Source organism: Streptomyces sp. NP-1717 (assembly GCF_022695985.1).
In the GTDB taxonomy this organism is placed as follows: Bacteria; Actinomycetota; Actinomycetes; order Streptomycetales; family Streptomycetaceae; genus Streptomyces.
Genome location: NZ_JAAPBF010000221.1, coordinates 1 through 12,003, shown reverse-complemented (window position 1 = coordinate 12,003; position 12,003 = coordinate 1). Strand labels below are relative to the sequence as shown.

The following is a 12,003-nucleotide window of genomic DNA, read 5'->3' as shown; positions in this document are numbered from 1 at the left end:
GCTGATCAGGTCAATTCGGGTCTCTCATCGAAAGGTTGGAGCAGCATGACGGGTTCCGCCGCCCATGACTCCGCCGATGTCGCTGCGGTCGCCCGTGACCTCGCCGAGTCCGAGGCGCTGTTCTCGCGCCCGAGGGTGGAGCCGGACGTCACCGCGGCGTACGGGGAGCACCCTGATCAGGTGGTCGACTTCTACGCTCCGCGCGGTGGACTTGAGGGCGTGCCGCTGGTGGTCGCGCTGCACGGCGGGGCGTGGCGCGCGCCGTACGACCGGTGGCATCTGACGCCGTTCGCCGGCTTCCTCGCCCGGCGGGGGTTCGCCGTGGCCAATGTGGAGTACCGGCGGGGCGGCGACGGGGACGGGGACGGATCCGGTGGGCCCGTCGCCGGGCGGTGGCCCGAGACGTTCGACGACATCGCCACCGTCATGGACGCGCTGCCCGCGCTCGTCGCCGACGCCCTGCCGCAGGCCGACCCGCGCAGGATCGTGGTGACCGGGCACTCCGCCGGTGGTCATCTGGCGCTGTGGGCCACGGCGCGGCATGTGCTGCCGGCGGGCTCGCCGTGGCGGCTGGACGCGCCGCCGCGGCTGCGCGGTGTCGTCGCGATCGCGCCCATCGCGGACTTCACCACCGCTGTCGAGCTGGGTGTCTGCGGCGGGGCCGTCGTACAGCTCCTCGGTGGCGAGAGCGAGTTGAAGTCGCGCGGGGACAGCGCGGACCCCTCGGCGCTGCTGCCCACCGGGATCGCCACCGCCGTGGTGCAGGGCCGGAACGACATCGTCGTGCCGCAGGCGGTCGCCGAGGCGTACGCCGACGCCGCCGCCAGGGCCGGCGAGATGGTGGGCATCACGCTCCTGGAGGACGTCGGGCACTACGCGCCGGTCGACCCCGGTGCCGACGCCTGCGCGGTCGTGGCCGAGGAACTGGCGCAGCTCGCGTACTGACGGGCGCCGGTGGCGGAGGGTCCGGGCTCCGCGGACCAGCCCGGTCGGACTTGCGGACAGAAGCTGACCGCAAGCCCTTCTACCTTCGGAACATGACCAACAACGCGAACGCGAACGTGCACCTGGTGACAGGCGCGACCGGCACCGTGGGCCGGCAGACGGTGCTCGAACTGCTCAGCCGCGGCCACGCCGTACGGGCCCTGACCCGCGACCCGGCCAAGGCCGACTTCCCCGACGGTGTCGAGGTCGTCCGCGGTGACCTCGCCGATCCGGCCTCGCTCGTCCCCGCCCTCGAAGGGGTCGTCGGCCTGCATCTGATCACCTTCGACGGGGGTCTCTTCGCGCCGCTGGAGACGGGTCCCGACATCGTCGGGCTGGCGACCGAGGCCGGCGTGCGGCGGATCACCGTGCTCAACGGCGGCGGTGACACCCCGCTCCAGAAAGCCGTCCAGGCGGGCGGCATCGCCTGGACCGTGATCATGCCCGTCGAGTTCATGGCCAACGCGCTGGAGTGGGCGGAGGGCATCCGCGCCGACGACACCGTGCGTGAGCCGTTCGTCGGGCGGCTGAGCGCCATGGTCCACGAGGGCGACATCGGGGCCGTCACCGCCGTCGCGCTCTCCGAGGACGGGCACGGCGGCAAGACGTACCTGATCACCGGGCCCGAGGCGCTGACGATCCAGGACAAGGCGGACACGCTGGCCCAGGCGCGCGGCCGGGGCATCGAGGTGGTCGAGCTGACCGAGGCGCAGGCCGTCGCGCAGTGGCGGGCGGCCGGGCAGCCCGAGGAAGTGATCGGATTCCTGCTGGAGGTGTACGGGAACACGCCGCCCGAGGGCCGGACCCCGATCGGCACGGTGGCCGAGGTCACGGGGCGGCCCGCGCGTACGTTCGCGCAGTGGGCGGCCGAGCACGCGGAAGCGTTCCGGCCGTAGAACCGGCCCGCCGGGGGTGCCCCGGGTGGCCGCGCATAGCTCTCGCGGCCGCCCTCGTAGTACCTGGGAGGGACGGGAAAGGATCCCTATCACTGGTGACGACCGGTGCCCGCCCCTCCCCTTACCTTTGAAAACGTGACCAAGACACAGACGACGGCGGCGAAGGCCGCGACCGGGAAAGCCCGGAGCCCCGAGTTCCGTCTGGCCGACGGCCTGCTCAAGGGCCTGCGCCAGGACCTCTTCCACGACGCCTTCGCCTACCGGCCGCTGCCGCGCATGGCGACGGACGGCCCCGTCACGCGCCGGCTGCCGGAGGCGATCCGCGAGTACGCGGGATGGTTCCCGCACGCCGTGATCGCCGGGTGCGCGCTGTTCGCGCTGATGATCGGTATGGCCAACGGGACGGGCATCGACCTGATCACCGTGGCGCCGGTCCTGCTGGTTCTCGTCAGGCCGGTCGCGGCCTGGTGGCTGGCCCTCGGCGCCACCGCGGTCACCGGGATGCTGGGTTCCTACTACTCCGACTGGCCATGGACGCCCTCGGCCTTCGCCTCGTACCTGGTCGTGATGACGATCGTGGCGATACGGACGGGCCCGCGCACCGCCGCCTGGATGTGGGTGGTCACCCTGGTCTACTCGTTGTTCGTCGGGGGGCTCCTCGGCGGCTACGGCTACGGCTCGACCAGCGGGCCCATGCTCTTCCTCTCCGCGCTCATCCTGCTGACCGTCTCGGCGGTGCACATCCGCCGCGACGCGCGGAAAGAGGTGGAGGTGCAGCTCAGCGTCAACGCGGTCGAGCGCAGCCGGCGCACGCTGCTGGAGGAGCGCACCACCATCGCCCGCGAACTGCACGACGTCGTCGCGCACCACATGTCGGTCGTCGCGATCCAGGCGGAGGCGGCGCCCTACCGGGTGGAGAATCCGCCGCCCGAGCTGGAGCAGGCGTTCGCCACCATCCGGGAGAACGCGGTGTCCGCGCTGACCGAGCTGCGCCGCGTCCTCGGAGTCGTACGGGCCGAGGACTACGACGCCCCCGACGCCCCGCAGCCGACCCTCGCCGACCTCGAAGGACTGCTCTCCAACGTCCGCGAGGCGGGCCTGACCGTGGAGAAGGCGGTCACCGGAGCGGTGCGGGCGCTGCCTCAGGGCGTCGAGCTGTCGGCGTACCGCATCATCCAGGAAGCGCTCAGCAACGCCCTGCGGCACGCGCCGGGGGCGACGGCGACGGTGGAGGTCTCGTACGTACTCGGCGGGCTCGGCCTGCGGATAGTCAACACCCCGCCGCAAGGGCTGGTGAAGCCCTCGCCGGGGGCCGGGCACGGCATCACGGGGATGCGGGAGCGGGTGTCCATGCTGAACGGTGAGATGACGGCGAGGCTCCTCGCGGACGGGGGGTACGAGGTGGCCGCGTTCATACCGGTCGCCGCCCAGGACGAGGACGAGGACGAGCCCGCGGGCCCGGCCCCGTCGGGCGACGGGGCGGCGTCATGACGATCCGTGTGCTGATCGTCGACGACCAGGTGATGGTCCGCGAGGGCTTCTCGGTCCTGCTGAACGCGATGCCGGACATCGAGGTGGTCGGCGAGGCGGTGAACGGCCGTGAGGCCGTCACCCAGGTCGCGGCCCTCGGCCCCGACGTGGTCCTGATGGACATCCGGATGCCGGAGCTGAACGGCATCGAGGCGACACGGGAGATCGTGGCGGCGGACGCGGACGCGAAGGTCCTCGTGCTGACGACGTTCGACCTGGACGAGTACGTGTACCAGGCGCTGCGGGCGGGAGCATCCGGCTTCCTGCTGAAGGACGCGTCGGCGCGCCAACTGGCCGACGGCGTGAGGGTGGTGGCGTCCGGGGAGGCGCTGCTGGCGCCCACGGTGACGCGCCGGCTGATCACGGAGTTCTCCAAGCTGGCGGAGTCCCCGCGCCCGCCGGCGCTGGCACAGATGGGGGAGCTGACGGAGCGCGAGACCGAGGTGCTGGTCCTGATCGCGCAGGGACTGTCGAACGCGGAGATCGCCGCGCATCTGGTGGTCGCCGAGTCCACGATCAAGACGCATGTGAGCCGCATCCTGGTGAAGCTGGGGCTGCGGGACCGGACGCAGGCGGCGGTGTTCGCGTACGAGGCGAGGCTCGTCACTCCGGGGTGAGCACGGCGTGAGCCCGCGGTGAGCGCGGGGCGGGGCCGTGGCGTCCGCGCCGGGCGGGTCAGTAGCGTTCGGGCATGGCATCCTTCGACCCCTGGTCGCCCGGCTTCGTGGCCGACCCGTATCCCGCCTACCGGGAGCTGCGCGACCGTGGCCGGCTCCACTACTTCGAGCCGTCGCGGCAGTGGCTGGTCCCCCACCACGCCGACGTGTCGGCCCTGCTGCGGGACCGGCGGCTGGGGCGGACGTATCTGCACCGTTTCACGCACGAGGAGTTCGGCCGGACGCCCCCACCTCAGGCGCACGAGCCGTTCCACGTCCTCAACGGCAAAGGGCTGCTCGACCTGGAGGCACCGGACCACACCCGGATCCGGCGCCTGGTGTCGAAGGCGTTCACACCGCGCAGGGTCGAGGCGCTCGCCCCCACCGTGGGGCGGCTCGCCGCCGAACTGGTGGGCAGGCTGTGCGCGGCGGGAGGCGGCGATCTGCTCGCCGAGGTGGCGGAGCCGCTGCCGGTCGCCGTCATCGCCGAGATGCTCGGTGTGCCGGTGGCGGACCGGGGGCTGCTGCGGCCGTGGTCGGCGGACATGTGCGCGATGTACGAGCTGAATCCGACGGAGGAGGTGGCCCGGCGGGCGGTCCGCTCCTCGCTCGAATTCAGCGCCTACCTGCGGGAGTTGATCGCCGCCAGACGGGCCGAACCCGGTGCCGACCTGCTCTCCGCGCTGATCGCGGCACAGGACGAGGAGGACCGGCTGAGCGAGCAGGAGACGATCTCGACCTGTGCGCTCCTGCTCAACGCGGGGCACGAGGCGACGGTCAACACCACCGCGAACGGCTGGTGGACGCTGTTCCGGCACCCCGGGCAGCTCGCGGCCCTGCGGTCCGGGGAGGCGTCGTTGTCCACAGCTGTGGAAGAACTGCTGCGGTACGACACACCGCTCCAGATGTTCGAGCGGTGGGTGCTCGACGACATGGAGATCGACGGGACGGTCGTGCCGCGCGGCGCCGAACTCGCGCTGCTCTTCGGCTCGGCCAACCGCGATCCGGCCCGCTTCGACCGCCCGGACACCCTTGATCTCACCCGCACCGACAATCCCCATCTGACGTTCGGCGCGGGGATCCACTACTGCCTGGGCGCCGCGCTGGGGCGGCTCGAACTGAGCGCGTCGTTCGGCGAGTTGCTGCGCCAGGCGCCGACACTGCGGCTCGTCGCCGAGCCGGAGTGGAAGCCGGGGTATGTGATCCGCGGCGTGAAGGAGCTGCTGGTGGAGGTGTGACCGCCCTCCCCCGTGGGGGGCGGTCACACCTCGGGCGTCACTTGGTTTCCAGGTCCCGGCGGCGGAAGCCCGCGAGGCCCAGCAGGATCAGCCCGGCCGCGACGGCCGTCAGGACGAGCACGGGCGTCCAGCTCATCCCGGCGGCGGGCAGCCGGGGCACGTGTCCGAACGGCGACAGGTTGTTCATCCAGTCCGGGAACTGGAGGATCGACCCGAGATACCCGACCAGGAACGCGTACACGGGCACGATCCAGGCCGCCGTCGCGGCCCGGGGGAACCAGCCGAAGAGCACCACGGCCACCCCGGCGGTCACCCAGAGCGCGGGCGCGTACGCCAGGGCGGCGCCGGCCAGTTCGAGGACGAGACCGCCGTCCCCCACGGAAGCGGCTCCCGAGACGCCGAAGCCCAGCCCGGCCACGAGAAGCAGCGCCGTACCGCCCGCGAGCGCGACGGCGACATGGCTGCCCACCCAGCGGTTCCGGGAGAGACCGGTGGCCAGCAGCGGTTCGGCGCGGCCCGCGCTCTCCTCGGCACGCGGCCGCAGCGTGGCCATCACGACGTACACGGCGGCGACGACGGCGATGACGACCATGACCATCGACGCGAACGACTCGGCGACCGACGCGCCGCCGATCTTCTCCAGCGCCTCCTGGATCTGCTCGATGTCCTTCACCATGTCGGCGGCCTCGCCGAGGATGGAGCCGTACATCACCCCCATCAGGAACAGCCCCGCGCCGAAGCCCAGCAGGGTCCCCCGGTGCAGCCGCAGCGCGAAGCCGAGGGGCCGGGCGAGCGCCTCGGAGGCCGTACGCCGGCCGAGCCGGGACGAGCGCAGCCCCGCGCCGACGTCGCGCCGGGTGCTCAGTACGAACCCGGTGGCGGCGGTCAGCGCGGCGAGCGCCAGGCAGAGCAGCAGCGGCCACCAGCGGTTGTCGACGAAGACGTACGTGCGCTGGCCCCAGCCGATCGGTGACAGCCAGGACAGCGCGTCGTTGCCCACGTCGCCGGAGGCGCGCAGCGCGTAGGCGGCGCCGATCACGGCGAGCGCCATGCCGGAGGCGCCGCGCGTGTGGGCGGTGACCTGCGCGGTGATCGCGGCGACGCCCGCGAAGACGAGACCGACGGCGGCCAGCGTGAGCCCGTACAGCAGCGCCTCGCCGGGGGCGATCCCCTCGACGCCCGCCGACAGGACGCTCAGCGCGAGCAGGGCGGCGAGCGCGAGATTGGCGACGGCGGCGACGCCCAGCGCGGACGCGAGCTGCGCGTGGTGGCCGACGACGGTGGAGCGCACCAGCTCGGCGCGGCTCGTCTCCTCCTCGTCGCGGGTGTGCCGGGTGACGATCAGGACGCTCATCAGACCGGCCAGGACGGCCATGAAGCCGATCAGCTGGTGGCCCGTCATCGAGCCGATGGTGTAGTCGGTGAGGTAGTGGCGCGGGCCGGTCATGGCGAGCGCGGCGGGGCTGTCCATGGAGCTGACGGCCGAGGCGCGTTCCTCGGCGGTGGAGTACAGCGTCTTGAACTCGGTGACCGTGGACATCGTGCCGAGGCCGAGGGCGGCCACCCAGACGGGGATGCGGACGCGGTCCCGGCGCAGACCGAAGCGCATCAGGGTCCCGGTGCCGGCGAAGGCGCCGGCTCCGGTCCGGGCGGGCGCGGAGGCGTGGCCGGCGGCGGGCGCCGTGACGGTGGTCATCGGGCCGCCCCGTCGCTGCCCGCGCCGACCGCCAGCTCGTCCCCGTAGTGCCGCAGCATGAGCTCTTCGAGGGTCGGCGGGTGGCTGGTCAGGCTGCGGATGCCGAACTCGCCGAGCCGGTGGATCGCGGCGTCCAGGTGCGCGCCGTCGACGGCGAAATGCACCCTTTGGTCCGTCACCCGCACCGCGTGGACCCCGGCCATCGCGTCGAGTCCGGTGACCGTGCGCTCGGTCTCGGCCTCGACCGTCGTACGGGTCAGGTGCCGCATCTCGGTGAGGGTGCCGGACTGCACGTTCCGGCCCCGGCGGATGATGCTGACGCGGTCACAGAGCTTCTCGACCTGGGCCAGGATGTGGCTGGAGAGGAGCACCGTCCGGCCGGCGGCCTTCGCCTGGAGGATGACGTCCTGGAAGACGACCTCCATGAGCGGGTCGAGTCCGGCGGTCGGCTCGTCCAGGAGCAGCAGTTCGGCGTCGGACGCGAGCGCGGCGACGATGGCGACCTTCTGCCGGTTGCCCTTGGAGTAGGCCCGGCCCTTCTTGGTGGGGTCGAGGTCGAACCGTTCGATCAGCTCGTCCCTGCGCCGCCGGTCGAGGCCGCCGCGCAGCCTGGAGAGCAGGTCGATGGCCTCCCCGCCGGTGAGGTTGGGCCACAGTTCGACGTCGCCGGGTACGTAGGCGAGCCGGCGGTGCAGGGCGACGGCGTCCTTCCACGGGTCCTTGCCGAGGAGCTGGGCGGCGCCCGAGTCGGCGCGCAGCAGCCCGAGCAGGACGCGGATGGTGGTGGACTTGCCGGCGCCGTTGGGGCCGAGGAAGCCGTGGACCTCACCGGAGTCGACGGTGAGGTCGAGGCCGTCCAGTGCGTGCGTCCGGCCGAACGACTTGTGCAGTCCGGCGACGGTGATTGCCTTCTTCATGGTTTGGAAACTACGCTTTCTTCAGAAGCTTGTGAAGTTAAGGAGCCGTATAAATGAGCTCGATAGACTTGATCCAGGCGTCGACGCACCGAGGACGCCATGGGCACGGAGACAGGGACTGAGGTCAGCGCATGGGTGAGCGGCGGCAGGACGGCCGTGCCGGAGACGTCCGCGGTGCCGGGGAAGAGGACGAGGCCGCCGTCTCGGAGTTCGTCGAACGCTTCGCGGCCCAGCTCGTCGAGGCGGGTATGACGCGCATGCCGGCCAGGGTCTTCGCCGCGCTGCTCTCCTCCGAGCGGGGCGTCATGAGCTCGGCCGAACTCGGCGAGCAGCTGAAGGTCAGCCCGGCGGCCGTCTCCGGCGCGATCCGCTATCTCTCCCAGGTCGACATGGTCATCAGGGAGCGCGAACCGGGCTCACGGCGCGAGCGCTACCGGGTCCAGGCCGGCCAGTGGTACGAGGCGCTGACCAACCGCGACTCCATGCTCAGGCGCTGGCAGGCCACCCTGCGCGACGGCGTCGACCACTTCGGACTCGATACGCCGCAGGGGCGGCGGATCAACGAGACGAGGGAGTTCTTCGTCTTCCTGGAGTCGGAGCTCGGCTCGCTGATGGACCGCTGGGCGGAGCACCGGGACCGGACCCTCGGCGGGTGACGGACCCGGGGGAGTCCGTACGGTCCCCGGCGGCGTCGTTCAGTCCCCGGCCGGGCTCAGCCCCGCCGGCAGCGTCAGCCCCCACGCCCCCGCCCGCAGCGTCCAGGTCCGCGTCCGCACCGGGCCCGTCACCGCCGCGTCCGCCCGGTAGCGGAAGTCCGCCCCCGAGACCGTCACCGACAGCGCGCTGGCCGTGATCGGTTCGGCCGATGAGCGCGTACGGATCACGACCTCCGCCCGGCCGCCGCGCGAACGCACCGTCACGGTCTCGACCGGCTCGTCCAGATCGCTCAGCACCACTCCGTCCGCCTCCACCCGCAGGCGGTGCGTGTGGACGGCGAGCACCTGCGGCGCCGGCCTGACCAGCGTGCGGACCAGGGACCGGCAGGTGTCCCAGACGGACGAGCCTCCCGGCCCGCCCGCGCCACCGCGTCCCGACTGCCCGTCCGCCGCCGGCGGTGCCGGGATCCGCAGATCCCCCAGCACCACGCCGTCGCTGTCGTCGACGAGCAGATCCAGCCGCCGTACGACCCCGTCGAGCACCGCGCGCGCCGCGGCGACCGCGCCCGTGGGCACGCCGAGCGAGTGCGCCAGCTCGACCGAGACCCCGACCGGCACCAGCGACAGCGCGCCCGCGGACAGGTCGCGCTCCCGGTGCAGCAGGGCGACCGTCCGCAGCAGGGCGCGGTCGTCACCGACCACCACCGGCCGCCGCGAGCCCCTGCGGGCCAGCACCCGCGCGAACTCGGCGGGCCCGTCGGGCAGACAGATTTTCGCGGTCGCGCCCGCGCTCAGCACATCTTTCGCGATCCGGACCGATTCGCCGTCGGTCCGGCGGGCGACCGGGTCGATGACCACCAGAAGTTGCTGGGCACCGTTCTCGGCGGGCTCTGGAGCCGACACCTCGGTCCTTCCTCGGGTAGCATCTTTGTGCAAGAGCCCCTTGCGCTATTGCGCCAGGGGCTTGGTCTATTCCGGGGCAACCGGTTCGACGGCTCAGGCTTCGTCGTACAGTGACGGACGGTTTCGCGTGAGATTCTCGCGCGTCCACGTCCAGCGTATGCACGTTCCCTGACCTTGGACATGCCCCGCCCGGAAGGGGTGTACGCCTGTGCCCGCACTTGTGCTGCTCGGTGCTCAGTGGGGTGACGAAGGCAAGGGAAAGGCCACCGACCTGCTCGGTGGATCCGTGGACTATGTGGTGCGCTACCAGGGCGGCAACAACGCCGGCCACACGGTCGTCGTCGGCGACCAGAAATACGCGCTGCATCTCCTCCCTTCCGGAATCCTCTCGCCCGAATGCACGCCGGTGATCGGCAACGGCGTTGTCATCGACCCGGCCGTCCTGCTCTCCGAGCTGAGTGGGCTCAACGACCGTGGCGTTGACACGTCGAAGCTTCTGATCAGCGGAAACGCGCATCTGATCACGTCGTACCACACCACGATGGACAAGGTGACGGAACGGTTCCTCGGTTCCCGGAAGATCGGCACGACGGGCCGTGGCATCGGCCCGACGTACGCCGACAAGATCAACCGGGTCGGTATCCGCGTCCAGGACCTGTACGACGAGTCGATCCTGATCCAGAAGGTCGACGCGGCGCTGGACTTCAAGAACCAGATCCTCGCCAAGCTCTACAACCGGCGTGCCATAGAGGCCGGGAAGATCGTGGAGGAGCTGCTGGTCTTCGCGGACAAACTGCGTCCGTACGTCAGCGACACGACGCTCGTCCTCAACGAAGCGATCGACGCCGGAAAGGTCGTGCTCTTCGAGGGCGGCCAGGGCACGCTCCTGGACGTCGACCACGGCACGTATCCCTTCGTGACCTCGTCGAACCCGACGGCGGGCGGCGCCTGTACGGGCGCCGGTGTCGGCCCCACGAAGATCAGCCGGGTCATCGGCATCCTCAAGGCGTACACGACACGCGTCGGTGCGGGCCCCTTCCCGACGGAACTGCTCGACGAGGACGGCGAGGCACTGCGCCGCATCGGCGGCGAGCGGGGCGTCACGACGGGCCGCGACCGCCGCTGCGGCTGGTTCGACGCGGTGATCTCCCGCTACGCGACGCGGGTCAACGGCCTGACGGACTTCTTCCTCACCAAGCTGGACGTGCTCACGGGCTGGGAGCGGATCCCGGTCTGCGTCGCGTACGAGATCGACGGCAAGCGCGTCGAGGAACTCCCGTACAGCCAGAGCGACTTCCACCACGCGAAGCCGATCTACGAGTACCTGCCGGGCTGGACCGAGGACATCAGCAAGGCGAAGACGTTCGAGGACCTGCCGAAGAACGCGCAGGACTACGTGAAGGCGCTGGAGGAGATGTCCGGCGCCCCGATCTCCGCGATCGGCGTGGGACCGGGCCGCACGGAGACGATCCAGATCAACTCGTTCCTGTAGCCCGAGGGTTCGGCCACGGCTCCGCCCCGGTGGGAAGAGGTGCGCCCACCGGGGCGGAGCCGTGTGCCGGGCCGGTACGGGCCGGTCAGTCGGCGCGGCGGTAGGTCGTCGGTTCGTCCTCGTTCTCCAGCCAGGTGAGGGTGAGCGCGTCCGTGCCCTTCATCTTCACCGTGCGGGAGCCGAACGCGTCGCACTCCCCGTCCGGTTCGGACGCCGTCACCGTCTGCGGGCCCAGACGCAGGCCGTCGGGCTTGGCGTCGACCAGGACGCTCTCCCATTCGCAGTGGTACGAGGCGCTGTCACCGGTGTACTTGGCGACGACCGTCCCGGACTTGCCCTGGCTCAGGACGAGGGTCGTCCTGTCCCCGGGTTCGCTCGTGCCCTCCTCGTCGGCGGACGGTTCCAGCGTCCAGGTCCCGAGGAAGCCCGCCGGGACCGGTTCGGCGGCCTCGGTGAACCTGCTGAGGACGGCCGTCTCGCCGCTGTCCCCGTCCGTCCAGGTCAGCGTGTTGTCGCCGTTGGCGCGGACGGTCTGCCGGCCGCCGTCGGAGCAGCCGTCCTCGGGGATGCTCGTGACCGCCCGGGACTCCAGCACCATCAGGTTGTCGAACGAGACCAGCTTCGCCGCGCCCTCGCACAGCAGGTCGTCGAAGGAGTTGAACGTCGTGACGACGTCCGCGCCCACCGAGCCCTGGGTGATCTTCAGACGGCGGAGCGAGACCTCCTCGTCGTCGTTCTTGCCCGGGCCCTGCCACGTGCCCAGGTACTCCTTGCCGATGACGCCCTCGACCGCCGGCGGGGCGGAGCCCCCGGACGTGTCCGCGTCCTCGTCCGGGGGTGTCTGCATGTCCGAGGCCTTGTCCTTCGCGCCCTCGTCCGCGCTGGAGTTGTTCTTGTCGCCGGACCCGTCCTCGCCGCCACCGCCGAGGCTCATCACCGCGTACGTCGCCCCGCCCGCGATCAGCGCGGCGGCCACCACGACCGACGCGACGACGAGCGCGGTGCGCCTGCCACGTGCGGGGCGCGGCTCCGGTA

Annotated in this window: 10 protein-coding genes and 1 pseudogene; 7 read left to right on the top strand and 4 right to left on the bottom strand. The window is 71.6% G+C overall.

Translation table 11 applies throughout. The features are described from left to right. The first annotated feature begins 45 nt into the window (after positions 1–45). From GXP76_RS29565 to GXP76_RS29545, 5 genes are all read left to right on the top strand, one after another. Positions 46–945: an alpha/beta hydrolase gene (locus tag GXP76_RS29565; RefSeq protein WP_242574687.1), complete on the top strand. Its 900-nt coding sequence runs from the start codon at positions 46–48 to the stop codon at positions 943–945. 92 nt (positions 946–1,037) lie between these two features. Then, positions 1,038–1,880 (top strand): NAD(P)H-binding protein, encoded by an 843-nt coding sequence (locus GXP76_RS29560; RefSeq protein ID WP_242574686.1) that lies wholly within the window; start codon positions 1,038–1,040, stop codon positions 1,878–1,880. Between the two features lie 135 nt (positions 1,881–2,015). Next, on the top strand, positions 2,016–3,371 hold the full coding sequence (locus GXP76_RS29555) for a sensor histidine kinase (protein WP_242574685.1): 1,356 nt from the start codon (positions 2,016–2,018) through the stop codon (positions 3,369–3,371). Continuing rightward, on the top strand, positions 3,368–4,027 hold the full coding sequence (locus GXP76_RS29550; protein WP_147873526.1) for a response regulator transcription factor: 660 nt from the start codon (positions 3,368–3,370) through the stop codon (positions 4,025–4,027). Before GXP76_RS29555 ends, GXP76_RS29550 begins: the two co-directional genes overlap by 4 nt. Before the next feature lie 74 nt (positions 4,028–4,101). After that, complete coding sequence (locus tag GXP76_RS29545; protein WP_242574684.1) at positions 4,102–5,304, top strand: cytochrome P450; 1,203 nt, start codon at positions 4,102–4,104, stop codon at positions 5,302–5,304. Positions 5,305–5,341: 37 nt separating this feature from the next. Here the strand turns inward: GXP76_RS29545 and GXP76_RS29540 are convergent, their stop codons facing one another. Both GXP76_RS29540 and GXP76_RS29535 read right to left on the bottom strand, forming a co-directional pair. Continuing rightward, the gene (locus GXP76_RS29540) at positions 5,342–7,000 is read right to left on the bottom strand and encodes an ABC transporter permease (protein ID WP_242574683.1); all 1,659 of its coding nucleotides are present in this window, start codon (positions 6,998–7,000) and stop codon (positions 5,342–5,344) included. Then, positions 6,997–7,917 (bottom strand): ABC transporter ATP-binding protein, encoded by a 921-nt coding sequence (locus GXP76_RS29535; protein WP_242574682.1) that lies wholly within the window; start codon positions 7,915–7,917, stop codon positions 6,997–6,999. Before GXP76_RS29535 ends, GXP76_RS29540 begins: the two co-directional genes overlap by 4 nt. Positions 7,918–8,048: 131 nt before the next feature. Between GXP76_RS29535 and GXP76_RS29530 the strand changes: the two genes are divergently transcribed. Next, a complete protein-coding gene (locus GXP76_RS29530; RefSeq protein WP_242574681.1) occupies positions 8,049–8,573 on the top strand; it encodes a GbsR/MarR family transcriptional regulator in 525 nt (174 codons plus the stop codon). A gap of 39 nt (positions 8,574–8,612) precedes the next feature. On the opposite strand, the gene GXP76_RS29525 is transcribed toward GXP76_RS29530, so the two are convergent. After that, positions 8,613–9,476: a diacylglycerol kinase gene (locus GXP76_RS29525; RefSeq protein ID WP_242574680.1), complete on the bottom strand. Its 864-nt coding sequence runs from the start codon at positions 9,474–9,476 to the stop codon at positions 8,613–8,615. A gap of 208 nt (positions 9,477–9,684) precedes the next feature. On the opposite strand from GXP76_RS29525, the gene GXP76_RS29520 reads away from it, so the two are divergent. Continuing rightward, positions 9,685–10,968 carry an adenylosuccinate synthase gene (locus GXP76_RS29520; protein ID WP_242574679.1) on the top strand — a complete coding sequence of 428 codons (1,284 nt, stop codon included), beginning with the start codon at positions 9,685–9,687 and terminating at the stop codon, positions 10,966–10,968. Positions 10,969–11,053: 85 nt separating this feature from the next. Here the strand turns inward: GXP76_RS29520 and GXP76_RS29515 are convergent. Continuing rightward, positions 11,054–12,003, bottom strand: a pseudogene (locus tag GXP76_RS29515) (serine/threonine protein kinase); the annotation flags it as partial.

What these genes read in the sequence shown, in the direction of transcription:
- GXP76_RS29565 (WP_242574687.1), top strand. Translation starts at nt 46, where the DNA reads ATGACGGGTTCCGCCGCCCATGACTCCGCCGATGTCGCTGCGGTCGCC.
- GXP76_RS29560 (WP_242574686.1), top strand. Translation starts at nt 1,038, where the DNA reads ATGACCAACAACGCGAACGCGAACGTGCACCTGGTGACAGGCGCGACC.
- GXP76_RS29550 (WP_147873526.1), top strand. Translation starts at nt 3,368, where the DNA reads ATGACGATCCGTGTGCTGATCGTCGACGACCAGGTGATGGTCCGCGAG.
- GXP76_RS29545 (WP_242574684.1), top strand. Translation starts at nt 4,102, where the DNA reads ATGGCATCCTTCGACCCCTGGTCGCCCGGCTTCGTGGCCGACCCGTAT.
- GXP76_RS29540 (WP_242574683.1), bottom strand. Translation starts at nt 7,000, where the DNA reads ATGACCACCGTCACGGCGCCCGCCGCCGGCCACGCCTCCGCGCCCGCC.
- GXP76_RS29535 (WP_242574682.1), bottom strand. Translation starts at nt 7,917, where the DNA reads ATGAAGAAGGCAATCACCGTCGCCGGACTGCACAAGTCGTTCGGCCGG.
- GXP76_RS29530 (WP_242574681.1), top strand. Translation starts at nt 8,049, where the DNA reads ATGGGTGAGCGGCGGCAGGACGGCCGTGCCGGAGACGTCCGCGGTGCC.